General features: G+C 70.0%; 24 protein-coding genes, 1 other RNA gene and 1 pseudogene. 13 read left to right on the forward strand and 13 right to left on the reverse strand.

The annotated features are described in order from the left end of the window. Window positions 1-6 precede the first annotated feature (6 nt). Window positions 7-459, forward strand: coding sequence for a 6,7-dimethyl-8-ribityllumazine synthase (locus ACGF7Y_RS29690; protein WP_393239472.1), 453 nt, complete (start codon window positions 7-9; stop codon window positions 457-459). Window positions 460-462: 3 nt separating this feature from the next. Here the strand turns inward: ACGF7Y_RS29690 and ACGF7Y_RS29695 are convergent, their stop codons facing one another. Together ACGF7Y_RS29695 and ACGF7Y_RS29700 are read right to left on the reverse strand one after the other, a co-directional pair. After that, the gene (locus ACGF7Y_RS29695; protein ID WP_393239475.1) at window positions 463-1,902 is read right to left on the reverse strand and encodes a metallopeptidase; all 1,440 of its coding nucleotides are present in this window, start codon (window positions 1,900-1,902) and stop codon (window positions 463-465) included. Between the two features lie 151 nt (window positions 1,903-2,053). Beyond that, window positions 2,054-2,998, reverse strand: a complete 945-nt coding sequence (locus ACGF7Y_RS29700; protein ID WP_393239478.1) for an endonuclease/exonuclease/phosphatase family protein — start codon at window positions 2,996-2,998, stop codon at window positions 2,054-2,056. A gap of 110 nt (window positions 2,999-3,108) precedes the next feature. On the opposite strand from ACGF7Y_RS29700, the gene ACGF7Y_RS29705 reads away from it, so the two are divergent. Then, window positions 3,109-3,435: a hypothetical protein gene (locus ACGF7Y_RS29705; RefSeq protein ID WP_393239481.1), complete on the forward strand. Its 327-nt coding sequence runs from the start codon at window positions 3,109-3,111 to the stop codon at window positions 3,433-3,435. 76 nt (window positions 3,436-3,511) lie between these two features. Here ACGF7Y_RS29705 and ACGF7Y_RS29710 read toward each other — a convergent pair whose 3' ends face one another. Together ACGF7Y_RS29710 and ACGF7Y_RS29715 are read right to left on the reverse strand one after the other, a co-directional pair. Further along, on the reverse strand, window positions 3,512-4,159 hold the full coding sequence (locus tag ACGF7Y_RS29710; RefSeq protein WP_393239705.1) for a cysteine hydrolase: 648 nt from the start codon (window positions 4,157-4,159) through the stop codon (window positions 3,512-3,514). Window positions 4,160-4,161: 2 nt separating this feature from the next. Further along, on the reverse strand, window positions 4,162-4,488 hold the full coding sequence (locus tag ACGF7Y_RS29715) for a hypothetical protein (RefSeq protein WP_040865768.1): 327 nt from the start codon (window positions 4,486-4,488) through the stop codon (window positions 4,162-4,164). Window positions 4,489-4,594: 106 nt separating this feature from the next. Between ACGF7Y_RS29715 and ACGF7Y_RS29720 the strand changes: the two genes are divergently transcribed. Next, a complete protein-coding gene (locus ACGF7Y_RS29720; RefSeq protein ID WP_393239484.1) occupies window positions 4,595-4,930 on the forward strand; it encodes a winged helix-turn-helix transcriptional regulator in 336 nt (111 codons plus the stop codon). Window positions 4,931-4,963: 33 nt separating this feature from the next. Here the strand turns inward: ACGF7Y_RS29720 and ACGF7Y_RS29725 are convergent, their stop codons facing one another. The 3 genes from ACGF7Y_RS29725 to ACGF7Y_RS29735 form a co-directional block, all read right to left on the reverse strand. Then, on the reverse strand, window positions 4,964-8,026 hold the full coding sequence (locus ACGF7Y_RS29725; RefSeq protein ID WP_393239487.1) for a bifunctional [glutamine synthetase] adenylyltransferase/[glutamine synthetase]-adenylyl-L-tyrosine phosphorylase: 3,063 nt from the start codon (window positions 8,024-8,026) through the stop codon (window positions 4,964-4,966). Window positions 8,027-8,083: 57 nt separating this feature from the next. Then, a complete protein-coding gene (locus tag ACGF7Y_RS29730) occupies window positions 8,084-9,421 on the reverse strand; it encodes a glutamine synthetase family protein (RefSeq protein ID WP_393239489.1) in 1,338 nt (445 codons plus the stop codon). A gap of 164 nt (window positions 9,422-9,585) precedes the next feature. Further along, window positions 9,586-11,130, reverse strand: coding sequence for an alpha/beta hydrolase (locus tag ACGF7Y_RS29735; protein WP_393239491.1), 1,545 nt, complete (start codon window positions 11,128-11,130; stop codon window positions 9,586-9,588). A 181-nt stretch (window positions 11,131-11,311) separates the two neighbouring features. On the opposite strand from ACGF7Y_RS29735, the gene panB reads away from it, so the two are divergent. From panB to ACGF7Y_RS29760, 5 genes and pseudogenes are all read left to right on the forward strand, one after another. Continuing rightward, window positions 11,312-12,169: a 3-methyl-2-oxobutanoate hydroxymethyltransferase gene (gene panB / locus ACGF7Y_RS29740; protein ID WP_357126856.1), complete on the forward strand. Its 858-nt coding sequence runs from the start codon at window positions 11,312-11,314 to the stop codon at window positions 12,167-12,169. Window positions 12,170-12,246: 77 nt separating this feature from the next. Further along, window positions 12,247-13,044 carry a phosphotransferase gene (locus ACGF7Y_RS29745; protein WP_393239493.1) on the forward strand — a complete coding sequence of 266 codons (798 nt, stop codon included), beginning with the start codon at window positions 12,247-12,249 and terminating at the stop codon, window positions 13,042-13,044. A 91-nt stretch (window positions 13,045-13,135) separates the two neighbouring features. Next, the gene (locus ACGF7Y_RS29750) at window positions 13,136-13,585 is read left to right on the forward strand and encodes a hypothetical protein (RefSeq protein ID WP_393239496.1); all 450 of its coding nucleotides are present in this window, start codon (window positions 13,136-13,138) and stop codon (window positions 13,583-13,585) included. A gap of 13 nt (window positions 13,586-13,598) precedes the next feature. Next, window positions 13,599-14,546, forward strand: a pseudogene (gene pip / locus ACGF7Y_RS29755) (prolyl aminopeptidase); the annotation flags it as partial. Between the two features lie 21 nt (window positions 14,547-14,567). Continuing rightward, window positions 14,568-15,428: a CHAD domain-containing protein gene (locus ACGF7Y_RS29760; protein WP_393239710.1), complete on the forward strand. Its 861-nt coding sequence runs from the start codon at window positions 14,568-14,570 to the stop codon at window positions 15,426-15,428. A 156-nt stretch (window positions 15,429-15,584) separates the two neighbouring features. Here ACGF7Y_RS29760 and ACGF7Y_RS29765 read toward each other — a convergent pair whose 3' ends face one another. Then, complete coding sequence (locus ACGF7Y_RS29765; RefSeq protein WP_393239499.1) at window positions 15,585-17,036, reverse strand: RNB domain-containing ribonuclease; 1,452 nt, start codon at window positions 17,034-17,036, stop codon at window positions 15,585-15,587. A gap of 15 nt (window positions 17,037-17,051) precedes the next feature. Next, window positions 17,052-17,366 (reverse strand): hypothetical protein, encoded by a 315-nt coding sequence (locus ACGF7Y_RS29770; protein WP_245660131.1) that lies wholly within the window; start codon window positions 17,364-17,366, stop codon window positions 17,052-17,054. Window positions 17,367-17,819: 453 nt separating this feature from the next. Between ACGF7Y_RS29770 and ACGF7Y_RS29775 the strand changes: the two genes are divergently transcribed. Continuing rightward, complete coding sequence (locus tag ACGF7Y_RS29775) at window positions 17,820-18,215, forward strand: hypothetical protein (RefSeq protein ID WP_393239502.1); 396 nt, start codon at window positions 17,820-17,822, stop codon at window positions 18,213-18,215. Window positions 18,216-18,268: 53 nt separating this feature from the next. Here the strand turns inward: ACGF7Y_RS29775 and rnpB are convergent. Continuing rightward, window positions 18,269-18,684: RNase P RNA component class A (gene rnpB / locus ACGF7Y_RS29780), an RNA gene on the reverse strand. A gap of 36 nt (window positions 18,685-18,720) precedes the next feature. Between rnpB and ACGF7Y_RS29785 the strand changes: the two genes are divergently transcribed. The 4 genes from ACGF7Y_RS29785 to ACGF7Y_RS29800 all read left to right on the forward strand — a co-directional run bounded on the left by ACGF7Y_RS29785 (window position 18,721) and on the right by ACGF7Y_RS29800 (window position 20,962). Continuing rightward, the gene (locus ACGF7Y_RS29785; RefSeq protein ID WP_393239504.1) at window positions 18,721-19,608 is read left to right on the forward strand and encodes an alpha/beta hydrolase; all 888 of its coding nucleotides are present in this window, start codon (window positions 18,721-18,723) and stop codon (window positions 19,606-19,608) included. A 92-nt stretch (window positions 19,609-19,700) separates the two neighbouring features. Beyond that, window positions 19,701-19,850, forward strand: a complete 150-nt coding sequence (locus ACGF7Y_RS29790) for a hypothetical protein (RefSeq protein WP_393239507.1) — start codon at window positions 19,701-19,703, stop codon at window positions 19,848-19,850. 32 nt (window positions 19,851-19,882) lie between these two features. Further along, complete coding sequence (locus ACGF7Y_RS29795; RefSeq protein WP_393239510.1) at window positions 19,883-20,452, forward strand: NUDIX hydrolase; 570 nt, start codon at window positions 19,883-19,885, stop codon at window positions 20,450-20,452. A 48-nt stretch (window positions 20,453-20,500) separates the two neighbouring features. Then, window positions 20,501-20,962, forward strand: coding sequence for a GNAT family N-acetyltransferase (locus ACGF7Y_RS29800; protein ID WP_393239513.1), 462 nt, complete (start codon window positions 20,501-20,503; stop codon window positions 20,960-20,962). A 6-nt stretch (window positions 20,963-20,968) separates the two neighbouring features. Here ACGF7Y_RS29800 and ACGF7Y_RS29805 read toward each other — a convergent pair whose 3' ends face one another. The 3 genes from ACGF7Y_RS29805 to ACGF7Y_RS29815 all read right to left on the reverse strand — a co-directional run bounded on the left by ACGF7Y_RS29805 (window position 20,969) and on the right by ACGF7Y_RS29815 (window position 23,040). After that, complete coding sequence (locus ACGF7Y_RS29805) at window positions 20,969-21,718, reverse strand: hypothetical protein (RefSeq protein ID WP_393239516.1); 750 nt, start codon at window positions 21,716-21,718, stop codon at window positions 20,969-20,971. Continuing rightward, window positions 21,715-22,302: a GNAT family N-acetyltransferase gene (locus ACGF7Y_RS29810; RefSeq protein ID WP_393239519.1), complete on the reverse strand. Its 588-nt coding sequence runs from the start codon at window positions 22,300-22,302 to the stop codon at window positions 21,715-21,717. The genes ACGF7Y_RS29805 and ACGF7Y_RS29810 overlap by 4 nt, the downstream gene beginning before the upstream one ends. Before the next feature lie 330 nt (window positions 22,303-22,632). Beyond that, on the reverse strand, window positions 22,633-23,040 hold the full coding sequence (locus tag ACGF7Y_RS29815; RefSeq protein WP_393239522.1) for a hypothetical protein: 408 nt from the start codon (window positions 23,038-23,040) through the stop codon (window positions 22,633-22,635). Between the last annotated feature and the right edge of the window lie 119 nt (window positions 23,041-23,159).

A 23,159-nucleotide genomic window follows, 5' to 3' on the forward strand; every position in this document is an offset into this window, starting at 1 on the left:
CTCGACATGAGTACAACCGGATCCATCGCGTTCATCCGCGCCAGCTGGCACAGCTCGATCGTCGGCAAGGCCTACGAGGGCTTCCGCACCGAATACACCGACCTCGGTTTCGATCCCGCGGGCATCGACGTCTACGAGGTGCCGGGCGCCTTCGAGATCCCGCTGCACGCCAAGCGCCTCGCGCACTCCGGCCGGTACGCGGCGATCGTCGCGTCCGCGCTGGTGGTGGACGGCGGCATCTACCGGCACGACTTCGTGGCGTCGGCGGTGATCAACGGGCTGATGCGAGTGCAGCTGGACACCGACGTGCCGGTGTTCTCGGTCGTGCTCACCCCGCACCACTTCCACGAGCACAGCGAGCACGTCACGTACTTCACCGAGCACTTCCTGACCAAGGGCGCCGAGGCGGCCCGCGCGCTGGCGGGCACGCTCAGCTCGCTGCGGTCGCTGCCGGTGTAGCGCCTACCGGAACCGGGCCAGGCAGGCGCTCTCGCCGTCCAGGACGCCGGTGCGGAAAGCTTCCAGCCGCTGGTAGCCGCTCGGCACGACCTTGCCGTTCACATCGGCGGCCGCCGCGCCGTCGGCGAGCAGGCCGGAGACCGCTTCGTCCAGATCGCCCGCGGACAGGTGCGGATCGCTGCCCGGCCGGCTCAGCATGGTGGTCACCACGCCGCTGAGGCAGGCGGTGCGCAGACCGGCCGTCTCCGCGCCGGTCAGCGACAGCTTTCGATCCTGTTGCACCGCGAGCACATACCGCGACACGAAGACGACGAACGCGTTGTAGTCGCCGTCCACCACCGCCGACAGCGGGTCGTCGCCCGCCATCGGTCCGCCGCGGCGGGCGAGGGCGGGGACGTCGGTGCCGATCCGGTTGGCGGCAGGGCAGTACGACACCGGCCGGGTGACGGTGACGTCCGAGCAGCCACGACCGACACCGGAGTAGTCGAATTGCGGCGGCCGCGTAACCGGGAAGATCTCGGTCAGCGCCTGGCTGAGACTGGTCAGCGCGGCGGCATCCACCGGGAGCTGGGCCTGCTCCTCGCCGGGCTCGAAGGTGGTGGGCAGATTGCCGCGGCGCTGCGCGATCTCCTTCCTGGAGATCTTCTTGCATCCGTCGGCGCCGTCGGTATAGCCGATCTGCACCGCGGTCACCCGCTCGAAGGCCGAGCCGTGCACGTTCTCCGGATCGTTCGGGTCCCGGTCGCGCACGGCCACCGTAGCGCCGAGCACGGCGTTGAGGCCGTCGGTGGTGTTGAGCGCGAAGTGCGCCGAATTCCCTTCGGCCACGTGGCGCAGGAACACACCGGCGAGGCAATCGGCCTGCTGTTCCTGCACGAGCGGCGGGGTGAGCAGACCCGCCAGCTTCGCCTGCCCTTGAATGGCGTGCCCGTACTCGTGGGCCAGCACCATCACCACCGCCATCTCACCGTATTTCTGCACCAGTTTCGGCAGCAGGACGCCCCGATCCCAGCCGATGGTGTGGTCGCCGCCGCAATAGGCGGCGTTCACCACCTGGTAGGTGTCGGACTTGCAGAACTCGACCGACTGGACCTTCGGCGCCTTGGCGTCCCAGGAGATGTACTTGATCACCGGCTCGAACGTGCCGGGGAAGTACTCGGGGTACTCGGTCGCCCAGAAGTCCTGAACGTCGGCGATGGCATTGAGGGCCAGCTTGTCCATGGCGCCGCCGTCGCCGTTCACCGCCGTGAGCGGCGCGTCCGCCACGCCCTTGCGCGGGCCGTTCGGGCCGGAAGCCGTCATGGATCCGGCCAGCTCCCAGGTGTCGGCCGGCGTCGAGACATGCCGCGCCGCATGATCGTTCGTTTCCGCTGCGCAACCGGCGAGCACGGCGGTCACCACCGCGAGCACGGCCACCGCGCCGAATCGCCTGTTCTTCGTCATCGAACTCGCCTCCCCGAGTACCGCGTCTCGGGCCCGCCGAGCGCTCACATCGTAATCGCCGCGAACCGGCTTCGCGCATCATCGCGGCCACGATTGCCGTCGGCTTCGCAAGGCGCGCAACGTCTTCGCGCAGGTGAGTGCGAACTCCCGTTCAGTGCAGGCGGATGCGAGAGACCAGCGCTCGATGATCCGAGCCGGGGATGGAGAGCGTCCGCAACTCCTCGGCGGCGGCGTCGGCCAAGAGGATGTGATCGATGCCGATCACCGGGCCCCAGACGCGGTCCTCGGGAAAGGTGGGCAGCAGGCCTGCGCCGGTCTGGTCGGCGGCCGAGGCGAAGCGGCCGCGCAGGAGGTCACGATAGGCAGCGTGGTCGCGAGTCGCGTTGAAGTCGGCGCCCACGATGGCGGGACCTCGGTGCGCGTCGAGGATTTCGCGGGTTCTGCGCATTTCCGCTTGCCACGCCGGGAAATCGAACGGCGGCGGGACGGGATGGAACGCGAAGACGGTGATCGGCCCGCGCTCGGGGTGATCCATCGTCGCGGAGACATTGTTGAGGATGTAGCCGTCGTACTTTCGGTTGTCGCGCAGCGGGTATCGGCTGTAGATGCCAGTGCCGCCACCGCCGTCGCGGGTGGGCTCGGTGTAGTGATAGGGCAATTCGCCGAGCAGGCCGGCGTCCGCCAGCCGCTCGACCGCGGCACCGGTCAGTTCGTCGACCGTCAGCACGTCGACGTGGTTGTCCCGCACCGCGCGCACCACGGCGGCCGGATCGGCGCCGCCGAACAGCAGATTCGACTGCATGACGGTGAGCTGCGGCCCGTTCGCGGCCCGCCCTTCCGGTACGAACGCGGGCACCAGCGTCCACAGTGCGGCCGCCGCCAGCACCCCGGCGACGGCCGCACTGCGCCACCCGCGCGCGATCAGCAGCAGCACCACACCCGCGATGGCGCCGATCATCAAGTACGTCGCCCCCGAGGCGAGCAGCACCAGCCCGCGCCGCTGCCACGCGCCGAAATGCAGCACGAGTCCGACGGCGCCCGCAGCGACAGCGCACCACCCCACACCGAGCAATACCCGGCCCATCCATTCACGCATGTGGTCGAGCCTAGGCAAGATCCGCGAAGACGCGATGGAGCGCAGGTGAGCGTTCGGTGTGGTCCGAGCGGATTCCGGCCCGGCTACACTGGCTCACCACCGTCGGCGACGTGACGAGGTCGAGGATGTACGTCGAGGAATTTCCCGCGCAGGGGCCGCTCACGGCCGAGATCGCCCAAGAGCTGGCCTGGATTCCGGGTGTCTGCCGTTCGTCCATCACGGTCAGCGGTAACGGGCGCAGTGTGCACGCGCCCGTCCTGCCGGTGGCCTGGGACGTCCTGCGGATCGACTCCGGCACCATGGTCACCGTCACGGCCGCGAACGGGCTCGGTGACGAGGACCGGTGGGCGATCCGCCGGTTCGTCGACCGTTTCCAATCCTTGACCGGTGCTGCGAGCACCCCGCCGCAAGGCGGCCTCGCCCACAGGTATCGATGAGCCTAAATGCGACCTGGCGAGCGAGCTTACGGCCACATACCTGGACCGGTGGGCGGCGCGCAACGGTTCGACGGCGTCAGCGGGAGGACCGACTCATGGACTCGATGAGTACAGCGGTGTCCGTTGTGAGCGAGCCACCCGCGAATCGCAATGTGGCGAACGATCTTTCGGCCGCTTCCCGATGCCCGGCACCGCACGCGTCGGTGACGACGATCGGCAGATAACCCAGATCGAGGCTGTGCCGGACGGTCGGCTCGATGCCGACCTCCATGGCGATGCCCGCCACGGCGTAGGTGTCGATGCCGCAGTCGCGCAGCGCGAAATCCAGCGGGGTCGCCGCGAACGCCGACATGGTGATCTTGTCGAACACCACCTCGTCCGGGCCGGGCGTCAGCTCGGGTACCAGCTGGAACTGCGCGGAGCCCTGCGGGAAGCTGGAGCGCAGCTCGGCGGGGTCGTCCACGCGCTGCCAGGACATGGCGGTGCGCAACTGGGCGACGCCCGAGGCCGCGACCGGCAGCGACATGTGCCGGGTGTAGAAGACGCGGAAACCGCCCGCCCGCGCGGCGTCGCGCAGTCGCACGCAAGCGCGCACGATCTTCTCGCCGTCCGGTATCTGCCGCACGATGCCGACCTGCATGTCGTAGATGAGCAGCGCCATCCGCGCGGGATCGCAGGCCTCGGGTACGGTCCCCGGGATGCTCAGGCCGAAGGCGTGTCGCATGCTCACGCGGTCCGGTCGTAGGGCTCGGCGACGTCGACGGCCGGGTCCATCAGCGCCTCCAGCGGCAACGGCGCCTGCACCGGCACGAAGGTCCACTCCAGGTACCCGGCCTTGGTCAGTGGGAAGTCCGCGACGTACTTGCGCGCCTCCTCGACGCTGTCGACCTCGAAGACGATGACCACGCCGGGCTCGTCGGCGCGGGCGTAGTTCTCCCGGACGATGCCCGCCTTCCACAGCCGCCACACGTTGGCGACCTCCTCGGGCAGATAGGGGTTGATCGTCTCCAGTGTGACGCCGGGCTTGAATCGGTCGAAAACGATGACCTTCATGAATTTTCACTCCATGTCCGTGATGGTTCCGCTGAACGGCATCCATGGAATCGCGATGATTACAGTGTTACAAGAACGCACTTTTCAGTGAGTACCCGGAGGACACGTGCCCGACAAGCGCTACCACTGCGCCGTGGAGGTGACCGTCGACCTGATCGGCGGCAAGTGGAAGCCGGTGATCCTCGCCCATCTGAAGGAGGGCGTGCACCGCTACGGCGAGCTGCGCAGGCGGATGCCGACGACCAGCGAGAAGATGCTGGTCCAGCAGTTGCGCGAACTGGAAGCCGACGGCCTGGTCCGGCGTACCGTCTTCGACACGGTTCCGCCGCAGGTCGAATACACCCTCACCGACGAAGGCCACACTCTCGTGCCTGTCCTCACCGCGCTCTACGACTGGGGCGAACAACGCGCGGCCCGCACCGGCCTCACCCTCGGTTCGTGACACCGGACGAGTGAGAGCCCGCGCGGTACGCGCTTACGCGCCGAAGACTCGTTCGACGACGGCTTTGGCGCGCCGGGTGACGCGCATGTAGTGATCGAGGAATTCGCTGCCGTCGTCGTTGGGCCACCCCGCGACGCGTGCGACGGCGGATAAAAGGCGGCCGGGCCCCGGAAGCTGATCGGTCGGCTTGCCGCGCACCAGCACCAAGGCGTTGCGGGCGTTGGTGGCGGTCAGCCACGCGTCGCGCAGCAACGCCACGTCCTGCCCGTCCAGCAGGCCGGTCTGCTCGATCACGTCCAGCGCTTCCAGCGTGGAGGTGTTGTGCAGGCCGGGCACCTCGTGGGCATGCCGCAGCTGCACGAGCTGGACCGTCCACTCGATGTCGGCCAGCCCCCCGCGTCCCAGCTTGGTGTGCGTGGCCGGATCGGCGCCGCGGGGCAGCCGCTCGGCGTCCACCCTGGCCTTGATCCGGCGGATCTCGCGCACCGCCTCGACCGACACACCGCCCGCCGGGTACCGCACCTTGTCGATGACATGCAGGAATCGCACCCCGAGTTCCTCGTCACCGGCCACCTGGTTGGCGCGCAGCAGCGCCTGCACCTCCCAGGGCTGCGCCCACTGCTCGTAGTACGCGGCGTAGGCGGCCAACGTGCGCACCAGCGCGCCGCTGCGCCCCTCCGGACGCAACCCGGCGTCCACGTGCAGCGGCGGGTCGGTGCTCGGCGCCCCGAGCAGCTGCTGCACCCGGTCGGCAACCCCGGTCGCCCATTTGACGGCCTTGGTCTCGTCCTCCCCCGGCCTCGGGGCGCAGACGAACAGCACGTCCGCGTCCGAGCCGTAGCCGAGCTCCATGCCGCCGAGCCTGCCCATGCCGATCACCGCGATGTCGGCGGGCGCTGGCGCACCCCGCTCCGCCTCACTCGCCCGGATCACCGCGAGCAACGACGCCTCGAGCACCGCGACCCACACCGACGACAACGCCCGGCACACCTGCGGCACTTCGAGCATGCCGAGCAGATCGGCCGACGCCACCCGCGCGAGTTCGTGCCTGCGCAGCGAACGCGCAGCGGCTACCGCGCGTTTCGGGTCGTCGTAGCGAGCGGCGGCGGTGAGGATGCCGCGAGCCACCTCCTCGGGCTGCGGGCCCAGCAGCAGCGGACCACCGGGCCCGTCGGCGTACATCCGGATCGTCTCGGGCGCGTTGATCAGCAGATCGGGCAGATACTCCGAGGAGCCGAGCACGATCATGAGCCGCTGCGCGATCGCGCCCTCGTCGCGTAGTTCGCGCAGGAACCAGATCTGATCGGCCAGCCCCTCCGACACGCGGCGGTAGGCCAGCAGGCCCGCATCGGGATTCGGTGTGTCGCCGAGCCATTCGAGCAGCGTCGGCAGCAACAGGGCTTGGATGCGACCTTTGCGAGACACGCCGCCGGTCAAGGCCTTGAGGTGGCCGAGGGCGTGTTCGGGCGCCGCGTAGCCGAGCGCGGCCAGCTGCCGGATGGCGGCCTCTGGACTCAGGCGCAGCGCATCGGAGTCCAGTCGCGCCACCGATTCCAGCAGCGGACGGTAGAACAACTTGGCGTGTAATCGCCGCACGCGCACCGCGTTCCGGCGGATCTCGCTGTCCAGCACGCCCACCGCGTTCTGCCTGCCGTCGGGGCGGATGTGCGCGGCGCGGGCCAGCCAGCGCATGCCCTCCTCGTCGTCGGCGGCGGGCAGCGTATGGGTGCGACGCAGCCGCTGGAGTTGCAGCCGGTGTTCCAGCAACCGCAGGAATTCGTAGGACGCGGTGAGATTGGCCGCGTCGTCGCGGCCGACGTATCCGCCCGCGGCCAGCGCGCCGAGCGCCTCGACGGTGCCCTGCACGTGCAGTGTCTCGTCCACCCGCCCGTGCACCAATTGCAGTAGCTGCACGGCGAACTCGACGTCCCGGAGGCTGCCGCGCCCGAGCTTGAGTTCGCGTTCGCGCAGATCGGCGGGCACCAGATCTTCCACGCGCCTGCGCATCGCCTGGACGTCGGCGACGAAATCGGGGCGCTCCGACGCCGACCACACCATCGGCATCAGCGCGGCGCGGTACTGCTCGCCGAGCGCGAGATCACCCGTCGCCGGACGGTTCTTCAACAGCGCCTGGAACTCCCAGGTGCGGGCCCACCGCTTGTAGTAGGCGATGTGCGAATCCAGCGTTCGCACCAGGGCACCGGCTTTGCCCTCCGGCCGCAGCGCCGCGTCGACCTCGAAGAACGCCTGGCTCGCGACGCTCATCATCTCCGCGGCCAAGCGCGTGGCGGTAGCGTCGGCGGGCTCGGCGACGAACACCACGTCGACGTCGCTGACATAGTTCAGCTCGCGCGCGCCGCACTTGCCCATCGCGATCACGCCCAACCGCACCGGCACCGGCTCGTCCTTGCAAACTCGCGCCACCGCGACCGCCAGCGCCGCGGTCAGGGCGGCATCGGCCAGGTCGGTGAGGTGACGGCCCACCACCTGGTAGGGCAGCACGGGCTCGTTCTCCACCGTTGCCGCCAGATCCAACGCGGCCAGCAGCATCAACTGGTCGCGGTACCGCTTGCGCAACGACGCCACCACGTCGGGTCCCGAGAGCCCGGCGCGAAACAGCAGCTCGCCCGCCTCCCGAGCGCCACCCCCGATCGAGTCGCGCTGCGACGCTGCCTCGGCTGCGCGGGGTCCTCGAGCGGGCTCGGCCTCGACCACCGCGAGCAGGTCGGCGATCAGTTCGTCGCGGTCGGGTAACTCCTTGCGACGCAAGACCTCCCACGCCGACGGGGCCGCCACGAGATGATCGCCCAGCGCGCTGGACGAGCCGAGCAGCGCGAACAGCCTGCCCCGCAGGGAGCTATCGGTGCGGATCGCCGAATCGATGGCGTCCCAGCCGTCGGCGATGCTCTCGCGCAACCGCATCAGCGTGCTCAACGCGAGGTCGGCGTCCGGTGCGCGGGACAGTGCCCACAACACGGGAATGCTCTCGACGTTGTCCCAGCCCAATTCGCGCAGCGACGCGGCGGCGGACGGCTCGAGCAATCCGAGCCGGCCGACACCGGGGACGGCGGAGCGCGCAGACGGGGGCCGGACCATGGTTCTCAAATTACATGGCCGCGACCGGGGGCACGCCGCCCCCGGACATCGCCCGGATCACAACCCCAGGTATTCCTTGAGCTCGAACGGGGTGACCTGACTGCGGTAATCCGCCCACTCCCGGCGCTTGTTGCGCAGGAAGAAGTCGAACACGTGCTCACCGAGGGTCTCGGCGACCAGTTCGGAGCGCTCCATCGCCTGCAGCGCCTCGTCCAGCGTGCCGGGCAGCTCGCGGAAGCCCATCGCGCGCCGCTCCGCGACGGTCAGCGCGAACACGTCGTCCTCCGCCTCCGGCGGCAGCGTGTAGCCCTTCTCGATGCCCCGCAGACCGGCCGCGAGCAGCACGGCGAAAGTCAGGTAGGGGTTGCACGCGGAATCAGGACTGCGGATCTCCACACGGCGCGAGGACGACTTGTTCGGCGTGTACATCGGCACGCGCACCAGCGCGGAGCGGTTGGACCGGCCCCACGAGGCCGCGGTGGGGGCCTCGCCGCCGTGGATGAGGCGCTTGTAGGAATTCACCCACTGGTTGGTGACCGCGCTGATCTCCGAGGCGTGCTCGAGGATGCCCGCGATGAACGCGCGCGCCGTCTCCGACAGGTTCTGCGGATCGTCGGGGTCGTGGAAGGCGTTGGTCTCGCCCTCGAACAGGCTCATGTGCGTGTGCATCGCCGAGCCGGGGTACTGGGCGAACGGCTTGGGCATGAAAGTGGCGCGCACACCCTCGTCGATGGCCACTTCCTTGATCAGGTAGCGGAAGGTCATCACGTTGTCGGCCATCGACAGCGCGTCGGCGTAGCGCAGGTCGATCTCCTGCTGGCCGGGAGCGCCCTCGTGGTGGCTGAACTCCACGGAGATGCCCATGGACTCCAACGCGTCGATGGCGTGGCGGCGGAAGTTCGGCGCCGAATCGTGCACGGCCTGGTCGAAGAAGCCGCCGCTGTCGGCGGGCACCGGCGCGCCCCCGTGCGGACCGTTCTCCAGCAGGAAGAACTCGATCTCGGGGTGCACGTAGCAGCTGAAGCCGACATCGCCCGCCTTGTTCAGCTGGCGGCGTAGCACGTGGCGCGGGTCGGCCCAGGACGGCGAGCCGTCGGGCATGGTGATGTCGCAGAACATGCGCGCGGAGTGCTGGTGGCCTTTGCTGGTGGCCCACGGCAGCACCTGGAAGGTCGACGGATCGGGCCGGGCGACCATGTCGGCCTCGGAGACCCGGGCGAAGCCCTCGATGGCCGAGCCGTCGAAGCCGATACCCTCTTCGAACGCGCCTTCCAGTTCGGCGGGCGCGATCGCGACGGACTTCAGGTAACCCAAGACGTCGGTGAACCAGAGACGTACGAAGCGGATGTCCCGCTCTTCGAGCGTCCGCAGCACGAATTCCTTCTGGCGATCCATGCCCGCGAGCGTAAGCATCCGGCGTTAAATCTGTGTTACATACACGCTTAAGATTGCTGACCTGGACGTTTTCGGAAGACTCCGCACAGCCGGATCGTCCCGTTTGTGAGTTTTTCCGGACCGGGCCGGACGATGTCACCGACCAGCAACCGCGCCCGCGCGGCTCAGCAGGTGAGACCGGGAGCGGGTTCGGTCAGGTCGACCAGATAGGCGATGACCGCGTCGTCCACGCACGGCACGCCGCCGGCCAGCGCCACCGTGTGCCGGTTGCCCTGGTAGGTGATCAGCGCGGCCCCCAGCTGCCCGGCCAGGTCGACTCCGGCCTGGTACGGCGTCGCCGGATCCTCGGTCGTCGAGACCACCACCATCTTCGGCAGCCCGGGCACGGAGATGCGGTGCGGTTCACTCGTGTTCGGCACCGGCCAGGCGGTGCACAACTCCAGCGGCGCGGCGCCGGTGGCGCGTCCGTCGTCCAGGAACGGGGCGGCCTTACGGTATTGCGCGTCCTGGCGCCCGGTCACCTCGCGATCGGTGACGCGCGGATCGTCCACGCAGCGAATCGCGTTGAACGCGTCGGTGGTGTTGGCGTAGCTGCCGTCGTCGCGGCGGCCGTCGTAGAGGTCGGCCAGCGCCAGCAACGTATCGCCGCGCCCGTCGCGCAACTCCGACAGCCCCAGCGTGAGCACCTTCCACAACTCGTCGGTGTAGAGCGCCTGGCGCACGCCGGTGAGCGCGTCACCGTAGGTCAGCCCGCGCGGATCGGTGGTCTGCGCGGGCTTGTCCCACAGCGGGTTCACCAGCGCGCGGAACCGCGGCACCGCCTGCGCCGGATCGGCGCCCAGCGGGCAGTCCGGCTGCTGCGCGCAGTCCGCGGCGTAGGCGTCGAACACCTTCTGGAAGCCCGCCGCCTGCCGCAGCGATTCCTGCACCGGGTCCTGGGAGGAGTCGATGGCGCCGTCCAGCACCATCGCGCGCACCCGGTCGGGGAACTTCTCCGCGTAGGCCGAACCGATCTTGGTGCCGTAGGAGTACCCCACGTAGGTCAGCTTCGCGTCGCCCAGCGCGGCGCGCATGACGTCGAGGTCCTGGACGACCTCGCGGGTGCCGACATGGGCGAGGAAGTCCTTTCCGGTGCGTTCGGCGCAACGGTCGGCGTACCGGCGGTTGTCGGCCTCCGCGTCGGCGATACCGGACGGGGTGTAGTCCTCCTCCGGCTCGGCGCGCTCGGCGTCCTGCTCCTGCGGCGTCTGGCAGACGATCACGGGCGTGGAGGAGCCGACACCGCGCGGGTCGAATCCGACCCGGTCGAAGCGCTCGGCCAACTCCGTCTTGTTACCCAGCGACGACAGGCCGAGGCCGGACTCCCCCGGTCCGCCCGGGTTCATCACCAGCGAACCCACCCGCCGCCCGGTCGCCCGGATCCGGGAGACCGCGATCTGCGCGGTCGGCCCGTCGGGCGCCGCGTAGTCCACCGGCACGGTGACCCGCGCGCACTCGGTGCTCGGCGGGAGCCGGTCGTCGGGTCCGCCGAATCCGGCGCAGTCGCCCCACTGCACCGTCTGCCCGTAGAACTTCTCCAGGCCGCTGGGCGGCGCGGTCGTAGGCTGCCCCGATTCGGTGCGGGTGACGGCGCACCCCGACATCAGGACAGCGACCGAGGCCAGCACCGCCACCGGGAACGCACCGCGTCCACTTCGCACCGTCGACATGCTGTCGATATTGCCATCGAGCCACCGCGGGCACCGCCCCGGGCGAACCAACGAGCGCTGTGACCAATTGCACCGGTCATCGGCCTTAATCCGCCTCGGTGGCGAGTGGCACACTGATTCTCGTCAGACAATCCCGGGGACCCGGACGGGCCCCGAGGCGACACAGACGAAAGGGACGATGATGTCCGTATCCGATTCGGAAACCCCTGCCTACGGTGCGGTGCCCGGCAAGACCGAGAAGGTCGTGCGCAAGACCCGGGTGCACCACTTGCAGCAGATGAAAGCCGACGGCGAACGCTGGGCGATGCTGACCGCCTACGACTATTCCTCGGCGCGGCTGTTCGAAGAAGCAGGCATTCCCGTGCTGCTGGTGGGCGACTCCGCGGCCAATGTCGTGTACGGCTACGACACCACCGTGCCGATCACCGTGGACGAACTCATCCCGCTGGTGCGCGGCGTGGTGCGCGGCGCGCCGCACGCCCTGGTGGTGGCCGACCTGCCGTTCGGCACCTACGAGTCCTCCCCGCAGCAGGCGCTGGCCACCGCGACCCGGTTCATGAAGGAGGGCGGGGCGCACGCGGTGAAGCTGGAAGGCGGCGAGCGCGTCGCCGAGCAGATCGCGCTCATCACCGCGGCGGGCATCCCGGTCATGGCGCACATCGGCTTCACCCCGCAGAGCGTGAACACGCTGGGCGGATTCCGGGTGCAGGGCCGCGGCGACGGCGCCGAGCAACTGATCGCCGACGCCATCGCGGTCCAGGAGGCGGGCGCGTTCTCCGTGGTCATGGAGATGGTCCCGGCCGAACTGGCGGGACAGGTCACCCGCAAACTGACCATTCCCACCGTCGGCATCGGCGCGGGCGCGGACACCGACGCGCAGGTGCTGGTCTGGCAGGACATGGCCGGCTACACCAGCGGCAAGACCGCGAAGTTCGTCAAGCGCTTCGGCAACGTCGGCGACGAATTGCGCGCCGCCGCCGCGGCCTACGCCGACGAAGTGCGCCGGGGCAGCTTCCCCGGGCCGGAACACAGCTTCTGACCGGCGATTCCCCGGCCGGCACCGGCCGGGCAGCGCACGCCCCCCGCACGCTGCTCGGCCAACCGCTGGAACCCCTGGTGAACTGGGCGCGCACCATCCTGCGTGCCCACGGCATCGAAGTCACCGGCATCGCGGTGGAGACCAAGCGGCGAGCGTGGTCGCTACTCGCCCGTGTTCCCACCGATGCCGGCCCGATGTGGGTGAAGGCCAACGCGCGCGCCTTCGTCCACGAGGGACCGCTGTTGCGTCTGCTGGCCCACCTGCGTCCCGGCAGCGTGCTGGAACCGCTCGCGGTGCACCCGGACAACGGCTGGCTGCTCAGCCCGGACGGCGGCGCCACCGCCGACGGCTTCGACGCAGGATGGCCCGCTTTGATCCGCCACTATGCCGATCTCCAGCGCGCGCTCGGCACGCACGTGGAAGACTTGCGCGCCACCGGCACACCGTACTTGCCGCCGGGCGAATTGATCAGCGTCTACCGCCATTTCGAGCCGCGCGTGCCGGGGCTCGGCGGCGGCATCGAAGCGGCCGCCACCGTGCTGACCGCGTCCGGTCTGCTCAGCATCGAGCACAACGATCTGCACCCGGGCAACGTCTTCGCGCGTGGTGCAGGGCCCGGCCTGCTCTTCGACTGGGGCGATGCCGTGATCACCCACCCGTTCCTGTCCCACCGCGTGCTGAACAGTCCCTATCGCGCGGAGTATTTCGCCCGCTGGCGACAGGTGGGGGACGTATCCGAGGCCGAGATCGCCGCAGCCGACCGCCTGGCTCCATTGGTCGCCCTGCATCCGTGGCGGACCGTGGAAAGCGCCGAGCCGGCCTTCGATCGGGTACGCCAGGATCTGCTCGACGAGCTCCGCGCGCACTTCCAGTGACCTATTCCCACCGAAAACGGCCGGTTCGGGCCGGTCGCCGAAATCAATGGCAGACTCGATGCCGACATTGCCGACACGACCAGAGGTACCCATGCCGTACAGCCGTTGGATTTCACGCAGCACCCTGCTGGTGGCGGGCGTACTCGCCGCCGGGGCGTTGACCGCTTGCGGCAGCGACTCGGACCCGGCCCCCACCGGCAGCTCGAGTTCGACCACGGTGTCGGCCACCGGCGCGCCGGGCACGACCTCCGGCCGCGTCACGCCGACGGCCCCGGAGATCTCCGACGCGGCCGCGGCCCAGCTGTGCGACATGATCCGGCCGGAGCTGTCCAACTGGCGAATCCAGGGCGGCACCCTGGGCAAGATCGGGCTGAACGCCCTGGTGCACGAGTGGGCGCTGCGCAACGGCGGCATCAACAGCGCGGTGCTGGCCGACAAGCCGATCGTCGACCGCCTCACCACCAAGAGTTGCCCAGACGTGCGTCAGCAGGCCGTGGAGGCACTCGGCATCCCGGATCTGGCCTCCGGTCTGGCGTTCTGAGCCGGGCGGTCGGATGCGCACCCGCTATCCCGCGATCGAGCCGTACGACTCCGGCATGCTGGCGGTCGGCGACGGCCAGTCGGTGTATTGGGAAGTCAGCGGCAATCCGGAGGGCAAGCCGGTGGTGTTCCTGCACGGTGGCCCCGGCGGCGGGACCGCGCCGTTCCATCGGCAGTTCTTCGATCCGGCCGCCTATCGGATCGTGCTGTTCGACCAGCGCGGGTGCGGCCGATCCACCCCGCACCTGGCCGACGGCGCGAGTCTGGAGTACAACACCACCGGCCATCTGATCTCCGATATCGAGGCGTTGCGCGAACATCTCGGCATCGATCGCTGGCAGGTGTTCGGCGGCTCGTGGGGGTCCACGCTCGCGCTGGCCTACGCGCAGCGGCATCCCGACCGCGTCACCGAAATGGTGCTGCGCGGGATCTTCCTGTTGCGGCGCAAGGAAATCGACTGGTACTACAACGGCGCTGCCGGCTACGTCTATCCGGACGAGTGGGAGAAGTTCCTCGCGCCGGTGCCCGAGGACGAACGCGACGGGGACCTGGTCGAGGTCTACCACCGCCTGCTGCACGCACCCGACGAGCAGCTCGCCCGCACGGCGGCGATCGCCTGGTCCAGCTGGGAGGGCGCGACGAGTTCGCTGCTGCCGCACCCGGATCGGGTGGCCGAGACGTCCGATCCCCGATTCGCCCTCGCGTTCGCGCGCATCGAGAACCATTACTTCCGCAACGGCGGATTCCTCGACGAGGGCCAGCTGCTGCGCGATATCGGCGCCATCACCCACATTCCCGCCGTGATCGTGCAGGGCCGTCACGACATCGTCTGCCCGGCGGTCAGCGCGTGGGATCTGCATCGCGCCTGGCCCGGCTCGGTCCTGCACATCGTCGACGACGCCGGGCACGCGGCGAGCGAGCCCGGCATCACCCACCACCTGATCGAAGCGACCGACCGATTCGCGAAAGCAGCGGTCCGCCCGGTGGTCACAGCCGGGAACGCACTGGTCGCCGCATTGCGCGAGGACATCGACCGGCTCTTGGCCGCCGAGCCCGAGGTCCGCGCCGACGCACCGGATTCGGTCCATCAGATGCGGGTGGCCACCCGCAGGCTGCGCAGCGTGTTGCGGTCCTACGGCCGACTGCTCACGAAGAAACCCGCCGCCGCGATGGGCGCGGAACTCAAGTGGCTTGCCGGATTGCTCGGCGCGGCGCGAGACGCGGAGGTGCGCGCCGATCGGTTCGCCGAACTGCTCACCGAGCATGCCGAACGGGCCGGCCTCGACGCCGTCACCGAGCGTCTGGTCGACAGCGAGCGCGATCGCTATCGTGCGGCGCACGACGAGGTGCTGGCCGCGCTGGACGGCGCGCGCTACCGCGAGCTGCGCGACGAACTGGCCGGCTGGCGCACCGATCCGCCGCTGCGCCACTCCCGCGCCGCGGCGTCCGCGACGGACGTCTTCGGAGAGGTGCTGCGGCGCGACCTCGACCGGGTGCAGTCCCTGGTCCGCGCCGAGGCCACCGTCGACCCGCTGCACCGGGTGGAGTTGCTGCACGATATCCGCAAGAGCGCCAAGCGGCTGCGGTACGCGTGCGAGGCGGCGGAGCAGGTGATCGGGGACGAGGCCGCCGAGCGCGGCAGCCGCGCGAAGAAGCTCCAGACCGTGCTCGGCGATCACCGGGACGCGGTGGAGTCGCACGAGGCGATCCTGCACCACGCGGCCGAGGCCGCCGCCGCGGGCGAGGATGCCGGTCTCTACGAGATTCTCGCGGCCGCGGAGGACGCGGCGGCAGGTCGCGAGCTGAGCCGCTACCCGGCCACCGCCGCCACACTGTTCGGGTGAGTCGGACTCGCGACGCACGAAGCCGGTCGCGGCAAGCCCTGAACCGAACACCGCTTCGGTGGCCGGGCTCGACGAGCGGGGCCTCCCGGTCGGTGCCATAGTCGGCTCGGAGTGCCCGCTCCTCGGTGCGGCGCGGCGACTCTCGGCCGTACCCGTTCACGCCGGGTACTCGAACGACACTTTCCGCTCCACCGGGTCGGCCGACAGCAGCCGGACCCGCACCGTCTCGCCTTCCGGCGGTTTCCCCACGCACGGCCCGAGCACCGGCGGGTCGGCGACGAAGACCACGGCGGGCCGGTTGCCGTTGGCCTCGCGCACCACCACGGCGTCGAACTCCGCGCCGGTCCGCGGCGCCAGCAGGCTCGACTCGGTCAGGTCGATACAGGCCCGTTCGATCTTGCCCGCGACGTTGTCGCTGCGCCGCATGGCGTCGGCCGCGCCCGCCAGCCCCTCGCGCACCCAGCGCGGCACCTCGGTTCCCGCGCACCTGGCCAGGCAGATCTCGGTCGTGAACCGGTCCGACAACCGTCGCAGCGGGGCGGTGACATGCGCGTACGGGGCGCCGATCGCACTGTGCCGCAGATTTTCCGGCGCGGGCGGCTCCCCGAACACCCCGTCGACCACGGTGTAGGAAGCGCCGCGCAGCAGGGTTGTCGCCTCGGACATGAGTACCAGCGCCGCGGGCGTGCCGGAATCCAGCCCGGCCAGCATCCGCCCGACCGATTCGCCGTCGGACCACGCCACGCCCAGCGCCGCCGCGGTGCGGCGCATCGAATCGATCGCGGATACCGACGGTGGCGGCATGGTGCGCAGCAGCGCGACCCGCTCCCTGGCGGGCGCGTCCGCGTCCAGCATGATCCGCGCCGCGCACATGCCCGTCAGCAGCGAGACCTGTTCGTTCCAGTCGTCGGCGGCGGTGCGCGGTTCCACCACCAGCCGCCAGTGCCCGTCGGCGTGCTCGTCCTCGACCACGGCTTGCGCGGGCAACCGCAGCCCGATCGCGCCGCGCGCCAGCCCCGCCTCGATGCGCCGCGTGCCGAATTCCGGCAGGGCCGCGATGGAGGGGTGCAGCCGACCGGAGTCCGCGTCGGCCTGCACGCGGAAGTAGTCGAACCGGGCCCGCGAGCGCACCAGGGCACGGACCACCGAGAACCGCACCGGTTCGGCCTGCTCGTCGAGTTCGATGGTCCACAGCGCGGCCGGGCGCGTCCGCTCGGGAAGCAGGCTCGCGGAGCCTTCCGACAAGGCGGGCGGGTGCAGCGGCACGGTGCCGTCGGGAAGATAGAAGGTCTGTCCCCTGGCGCCGGACTCTTCGGCCAGCGCGCCGTCGGGGGTGATCACGGCGCCTACATCGGCGATGGCGTAATGCACGATGAAACCGCCGGAGGTGCGTTCGATGTGCAGGGCCTGATCCAGATCCATGGCCCCGGGCGGGTCGATCGTCACGAACGGGATGTCCGTGCGATCGACCCGGATGCCCGCGAACGCGTCCACCGCGTCGCGGGCTTCCAGGCTGGCCTCGGCGGGGTACGCCGAGGCCAGGCCGAACTCGGAACGTATGGCGCCGAAATCGACCGGCGCCGACACGATCCGCGGGTGGAGTTCCACGCTGAGGCGCCGGTCCTACTGGAGCGCCAGCATGGTGCCGTTCAACTGATCGAACGGACCGTAGACGGTGAAGGTGACCCGGCCACCGGGCACCGAGGACGAGACCCCGGCCGCGGCGTCCAGCGCCTCGCCGAAGGAGGCGGCGGACGGATGCGGCAACCCGGCGAGAGCCAGGCCGACGTGATTCTGGTGCACCCACACCGTGTCGGCGGGACTCAGGTCGACCTGAACTCCACCTTGCAGCGGGGTCACCGCGACGGCGCTTGCGGAACCCGCACCCAGCACCGCGAAAACCGAAGCGGCGCCTGCGACCAATGCGCCTGCGACCATGGAGCGAACTACTCGCATATGTGTTGAGACCTGCTTTCCCGCGATCGAAGTATGAATGGCCCGGTGCTGCCCTGCGCCGGGCCTTGCCAACGGCGACTACTTTATGACGTCGATCACGATCAGGGCCAGTTCCGCACGAATCGGGCAGCGGAAATTCTCGCCCCGAGACACGAGCGCGCCCGCGCTGCTAACGTGGCCCGCCGTGACGGGCGTCGGGTTCGCCCGCGCCTTCGAAATGTCCCGCACGTCGACAATTTGGGAGCTCCATACCTATGTCATCGATTTTGTTCGACTACCTGTTGCCTCTGCTCGGCCCGGAGCAGGCCGCCTATTGGGCGCAGGTTTTCGTGATCAACCCGATCTGACCGCGCGATTCTTTTCTCCCACTACTCGTCGCCTCCCGTTCACCTGACGGGAGGCGACGGTGGTTACAGGCCGCTAGCATGCCGCTGCGTGACCAGAACTACCGCCGCGCTCGCGGCCAGAACCACGGCCGCGCTCGCGGCAGGCGCCACCCTCCTCGCCCTGCTCCTCACCGGTTGCGGGGACGACAAGACCAACGATGCCGGCTCGCAGGCCACCACCACGGCGGCGCAGGCCGCCGCGCAGGTCGACAGCGTGAAGGCGGGCGCGTTCCTCGTCAGCTTCCGCGGCGCGTTCCCCAAGCTGTCCGAAGGCAAGGACGACGCGAAGATCGCGAGCATCCTGACCGAGACATGCGGGGACATCAAAGCCGGTAAATCGGAGGACGACGTCGTCGCGAACATCACCAAGCGCGCGGGCGGCGCCACCCAGCCCAGCTCCGAAGAGGCCAAGGCGATCTATCAAATGGCCAAGCTCATGTGCTGACCCTGCTCTGCGCAGGCGTGCTTCGCACGTGCGAAGCACGCCCGGCGGGCGGGCGGACGAGTTGGTCTGTAAGCCGGATCCTGTCCCCGGCCCTGGGGCCGGGAGGCGACCATCCATCTGGGCACTCCGTCGCCGGGTACCTCGAGCGGTCCACCCGCAGGCTCGGGCGAGCAGCCCTCGAGCGCCTGCGCAGCCGCACCGCGAACGGTGCGACCTTCGACCTTGCTCCGGGCGGGGTTTACCCAGCCGCCCCGGTCACCCGGGGCGCTGGTGCGCTCTTACCGCACCGTTTCACCCTCACCGCACGGCCCGGAGGCCGTGGGCGGTCTGTTTTCTGTGGCACTTTCCCGCGGGTCACCCCGGGTTGCCGTTAGCAACCGCCCTGCTCTGTGGAGTCCGGACTTTCCTCGGCGCCGGGCGGCAGCACAACCGTGCCCGTTCCCAGCGCCGCGGCCGCCCGACCAACTCGTCCGCCGTCCCAGGATACTGGGTACGGTTGGTGGCCATGGAACGTGTCGAGGTCGGCTTCCCATCCGGAAGCGAACAGTGCGCGGCGTGGCTATATCGCCCGGACGGCGCACCCAAACCCCGCCCGCTAGTGGTGATGGGACACGGCCTGGGGGCCAATCGGGAAATGGGACTGGATCGGTACGCGCGGCGTTTCGCAGCCGCGGGGATGGCGGTCCTGGTATTCGACTATCGGCATTTCGGCGCCAGTCAGGGCACGCCGCGCCAGTTGCTGAGCATCGCGCGGCAACGCGAAGACTGGCACGCCGCCATCGCGTACGCGCGCACGCTGCGCGGCATCGATGCGACCCGGATCGCGCTGTGGGGCACGTCGTTCGGCGGCGGGCACGTGCTCTCGGTCGCGCCGGACGACGCCTACATCGCTGCCGTGGTCGCGCAGGTGCCGTTCACCAGCGGACTGTCCTCGGCGCTGGCGAAGGGGCCGATCAGCCTGATCAAGGTCTCCACCATCGCGGCCGCCGACCTGCTGCTCGGGCCGATCCGGCGTAAGCCGGTCCGCATCCGGCTCGCCGGGCGCAAGCGGGCCGCGGCGCTGATGAGCGCGCCGGACGTGCCGGACGGCTTCCGCAGACTGACCGACGAGAGCGAGACCTACGAGCCGAAAGTGGCCGCGCGCGTGGCATTCTCCGCACTGTTCGACGCGCCGGGGCGACGCGCGAAGGCCCTGAAGATGCCGGTGCTGTACGCACTGTGCGACGACGACTCCGTCGCGCCGGTGAAATCGGCGCTGAGCGCCGCCGAACGCACCAAGCACGCGGTGGTGAAGCGATATCCCGCAGGACATTTCGATATCTATTTCGACGAGGTCTTCGAGAAGACCGTGTACGACCAGACCGAATTCCTGGTGTCGGTACTGCGACCGTGAATCGTCCGCGGCCCGGCCGTGCGCCGGGCCGCACGAAACAGCCGCGCTCGAGAGATTGCGGGTGAACACTCGTCGATCGGAACGAGATACCGATGATCGATCCATTGATCCTGGAGGAACGGTGCGGCCGATTGCCGCGCCGGGCACGCTGGTTGCGGTGTGACCTCGCCGCGTCGGCCGACGCGCTCGACCGCGCCACGACGTACACCGCCCGGCTCGAATCCGCGGTACTGGACGGCTGAAGCTGTCGGTGCCCGGCACTACAGTCCGTGCCATGCACTCCGCCACCGCCGCGGTCGCCGATGTCGTGCAGCGGATCACGCCGCTCGACGAGCTCGAGCGACAGCACGTCGACACGACGCTGGATTGGCTCGCGTCGACCGACGACATCTTCCGGCGGGCCAAACCGGCCACGCCGCCGCGACACCTGGTCGCCTATGCCGTGCTGGTCGATCCGGCAGCGCGGGCGGTGCTGCTCGGCAGGCATCGCCTCGCCGGGCTGTGGCTGCCGACCGGAGGGCATGTCGACCCCGGCGAGCATCCGCTCGACGCGGCGCGGCGCGAAGCGGCCGAGGAGATCGGCGTCGAGGCACGGTTCGACGTCGTCGGGCCCGACCCGCTGTTGCTCACCCTCACCACCACCGTCGGCTCCGACGCGCACGAAGACGTCAGCCTCTGGTACGTGATCCGCGGTGACCGCGCCCGCGGCCACGCCCTCGACCCACGTGAGTTCGACGGTGAACATTGGTGGGACGTAGCCGGTTTCGACCTTCCCGACACCGATCCCCACTTCGCGCGTTTTCTCACCAAACTGGACACCGCTCTGCGAGCCACCGCAAGCTGAGGTCGCTTCGAGTCGACGCGGCCGACCGATGCTGTCACGATGGCGCGGATGATTGTCAGGCTTGCGCGAGAGGACGACCTCGCCGGTTTTCTCGAACTGGCGGGGCAGGTCGAGCACTGGTTCGGGGCGTCCGCCGAGGACGCCGAGTTTCGTGCCGCGGTGCTGCGGCACATCGGGCGCGGGACGGCGCTCGTCGCTCGGTCCGCGGGGGCGGAGGTGCTCGGCGGCATCCTGTTCGGGTCGAACCCGCCGGTCTACCGGGTGCGCTGGCTGGTCGTCGCGGAACAGGCTCGCGGGCACGGCATCGGCCGGGCGCTCATCGCGGACGCGATTCGCCGGTACGTGCCGGCCCCGGGGACGCTGGAAGCGGTCACCTTCGGGCCCGATCACCCCTGCGGGGTCGCCGGCGGTGCGCGCGCGTTCTACGAGAAGTTGGGTTTCCACCCCGCGGAGCAGGCGGCTCCCGGGCCGGAGGGTGGATCCCGGCAGGTCTATCGACGGCGCGTGTGAACCGGATCAGCGGCGGTGGAAGGCGCGCCAGAGGATGAAGGCGAGGGTGGATGCCGGGATCGCGGCGAGGATGGGCTTGTCGCGAAGCATTTCCAGAAGGGTGCGGCCAGGGCCGCTCACCGGTCCGGGGATTCCCGCGGCGCCGCGTTCGGCGGCGGTGGCGGCGTCCGCCTGTACCTGCTCGGCACGCTCGGCGGCGCGGCGAACCGACTCGTATATCGGTGTTTCCTTCCGGCTGCCCTCCGCGGCCGCATGCCGCACGGATTCCGGATCCGCATTTCCTCTCGCGCCCGAGCCTTCCGGTGCCTGCGCCGAGGCCACCGTCTCCGGTTTCCCCGTAGCGCCGCCCGCTGCCGCGGGCACATCCTCCGAGATCTGAGCCGAACTCACCGACTCTGTCCTTCCTCCCGCACCAGCGCCATCAGCCTCCGCGGACGGGCCCTCCGACAACCCCGAAGTCACCGTCTCCGGCTCCCCCGCCGCGCCTGCGGCGCCGCCCGGCCGCACAGCGGCATCCTCCGAGATTGGTGCCGAGGCAGCCGGCTCCGACTTCTCCGCCGGACCGCCCGCCTCAGCAGGCGCATTCTCCGAAACCTGGGCCGAACTCACCGACTCGGCCTTCCCGCCGGCACCAGCGGCACCGCTCGGCACCGCCGTGTCCGCCGCACCCTTGGACGGCTGCCCGGTTTCGGCAGGCACATCACCGGTGCCCCGCACGTCGTCGGTCCCCTTGTCCGCGGAATTGCGATCGGTCATGGCTGCCTCCTGTGCTCGGCGTCGCGGTACGGGACGGATGTCTCGGATGCCGTCGCGGCCCGGATACCCTGCGGATGGGCGGGCAAACCGGGCCTCGGCGGCCGCCACGCCATCTCGAATTCCACTCGCGGGTCGCCCGGTGCGATCGGCCCGCTGCCCCCGGTCCGCACGAAGCCGTTGCGCAGATACACCCGCTCGGCGAAGGCATTGTGCTCGGCGAACTCCAAGTGGACGACGTCGTGCCCGCCCTCGACCGCCCAGTCGAGCACCGCGCGCACCAGCCGGTCGGACACCCCGGTCCCCCGCGCCGACGGCGCCACCCACATCGAGATCAGGTGCACCCCGCCGCGTTCCGGGTCGGGCATGCCCGCGACGGTCCCCACTTCGGTGCCGTCCCACCGGGCCACGAACTGCGCTCGATCCGACAGCGCGCGCCGCCAGCCGCTCTCGGTCCGGGCCTGGGCCTCGGCGAGGGTGCTACCGAAGAACTGCGGCGCGTCGGTCAGCGCCGCGAGCCGGATACGCCGGAATACCGCCCAGTCATCGGGCACGAGCAATCCGATCTCGGGCATTGAGACGTCCATCCGCATGTCTCTACCCGGTCGGTGGAGTCGGGCACAACGAAATTCCGTCGAGCCGTCGAGGACGCAGAGTCCCCCTCACCCGTGACCGCCACGATTCTGTGTTCCGGGACGGGGTGAACAGCCACCGTCGGGCCTGCCATCCTGATCCGGACGGCACTCGTCGCTGTCCCTGCCCAGCCCGCACCGCTGCTCGCTCACCAGTTCCGCGAAATCCGCGAGGGGACCGAATGCCGTGACCGCATCACCGGCCCGCCCACGTGATCCGCGCGTCGAGCAAGCGGCCGAGGCCGGACTCGTCGGCGAGGCGGGGTCGGTCGGTCCCGTGGGTGCTCACCCGAGCCTGCGGAGCCCGGCCGATTCCAGTCCGGCGAAGATCGCGACCGCTGCCGCGCCGACGAGCAGGAAAGCCACGCCCGGACCGGTCAGCGCGAGGACGTTCGTACCGGCCAGTCCGATCATCCCCGCTGCCGACAGCGCGTTGACCGCGACGACCGCCCGCGCGTGGCGCGCGGACACCACGGGGCGTCGCGCGAGCGTCAGCAGTGCGAGCGCGCCACCGACCATGACCACTCCGAACGCGATACTCCAGCCGACCGGCAGCCCGAGCGGGTCGCGCAGCACTCCTGCTCCGGCCAGCAGCACCCCGCCGAAGATCCCGGTGCTCCAACCGTCCACGCGCAGCGCGGTTCGCAGGAACGCGGCGCTCCCCTCGCGGCGAGCCAGGGTGGCTGGTCTCATATCGCACTCCGTTCATCGATCCGGCGGGGCCTATCGGCTCCCGCTGCCAACCCTGCTGGCCGGAGGTCGGTGTCGCAATGACCTCGGAGGTCATGGCAACACCGCGCGAGCGAGTGCTT

Source organism: Nocardia sp. NPDC047654 (assembly GCF_043205035.1).
Classification (GTDB): domain Bacteria; phylum Actinomycetota; class Actinomycetes; order Mycobacteriales; family Mycobacteriaceae; genus Nocardia.

What these genes read in the sequence shown, in the direction of transcription:
- ACGF7Y_RS29690 (WP_393239472.1), top strand. Translation starts at nt 7, where the DNA reads ATGAGTACAACCGGATCCATCGCGTTCATCCGCGCCAGCTGGCACAGC.
- ACGF7Y_RS29695 (WP_393239475.1), bottom strand. Translation starts at nt 1,902, where the DNA reads ATGACGAAGAACAGGCGATTCGGCGCGGTGGCCGTGCTCGCGGTGGTG.
- ACGF7Y_RS29700 (WP_393239478.1), bottom strand. Translation starts at nt 2,998, where the DNA reads ATGCGTGAATGGATGGGCCGGGTATTGCTCGGTGTGGGGTGGTGCGCT.
- ACGF7Y_RS29710 (WP_393239705.1), bottom strand. Translation starts at nt 4,159, where the DNA reads ATGCGACACGCCTTCGGCCTGAGCATCCCGGGGACCGTACCCGAGGCC.
- ACGF7Y_RS29715 (WP_040865768.1), bottom strand. Translation starts at nt 4,488, where the DNA reads ATGAAGGTCATCGTTTTCGACCGATTCAAGCCCGGCGTCACACTGGAG.
- ACGF7Y_RS29725 (WP_393239487.1), bottom strand. Translation starts at nt 8,026, where the DNA reads ATGGTCCGGCCCCCGTCTGCGCGCTCCGCCGTCCCCGGTGTCGGCCGG.
- ACGF7Y_RS29730 (WP_393239489.1), bottom strand. Translation starts at nt 9,421, where the DNA reads ATGGATCGCCAGAAGGAATTCGTGCTGCGGACGCTCGAAGAGCGGGAC.
- ACGF7Y_RS29735 (WP_393239491.1), bottom strand. Translation starts at nt 11,130, where the DNA reads ATGTCGACGGTGCGAAGTGGACGCGGTGCGTTCCCGGTGGCGGTGCTG.
- panB (WP_357126856.1), top strand. Translation starts at nt 11,312, where the DNA reads ATGTCCGTATCCGATTCGGAAACCCCTGCCTACGGTGCGGTGCCCGGC.
- ACGF7Y_RS29750 (WP_393239496.1), top strand. Translation starts at nt 13,136, where the DNA reads ATGCCGTACAGCCGTTGGATTTCACGCAGCACCCTGCTGGTGGCGGGC.
- ACGF7Y_RS29770 (WP_245660131.1), bottom strand. Translation starts at nt 17,366, where the DNA reads ATGGTCGCAGGCGCATTGGTCGCAGGCGCCGCTTCGGTTTTCGCGGTG.
- ACGF7Y_RS29785 (WP_393239504.1), top strand. Translation starts at nt 18,721, where the DNA reads ATGGAACGTGTCGAGGTCGGCTTCCCATCCGGAAGCGAACAGTGCGCG.
- ACGF7Y_RS29790 (WP_393239507.1), top strand. Translation starts at nt 19,701, where the DNA reads ATGATCGATCCATTGATCCTGGAGGAACGGTGCGGCCGATTGCCGCGC.
- ACGF7Y_RS29795 (WP_393239510.1), top strand. Translation starts at nt 19,883, where the DNA reads ATGCACTCCGCCACCGCCGCGGTCGCCGATGTCGTGCAGCGGATCACG.
- ACGF7Y_RS29800 (WP_393239513.1), top strand. Translation starts at nt 20,501, where the DNA reads ATGATTGTCAGGCTTGCGCGAGAGGACGACCTCGCCGGTTTTCTCGAA.
- ACGF7Y_RS29805 (WP_393239516.1), bottom strand. Translation starts at nt 21,718, where the DNA reads ATGACCGATCGCAATTCCGCGGACAAGGGGACCGACGACGTGCGGGGC.
- ACGF7Y_RS29810 (WP_393239519.1), bottom strand. Translation starts at nt 22,302, where the DNA reads ATGGACGTCTCAATGCCCGAGATCGGATTGCTCGTGCCCGATGACTGG.
- ACGF7Y_RS29815 (WP_393239522.1), bottom strand. Translation starts at nt 23,040, where the DNA reads ATGAGACCAGCCACCCTGGCTCGCCGCGAGGGGAGCGCCGCGTTCCTG.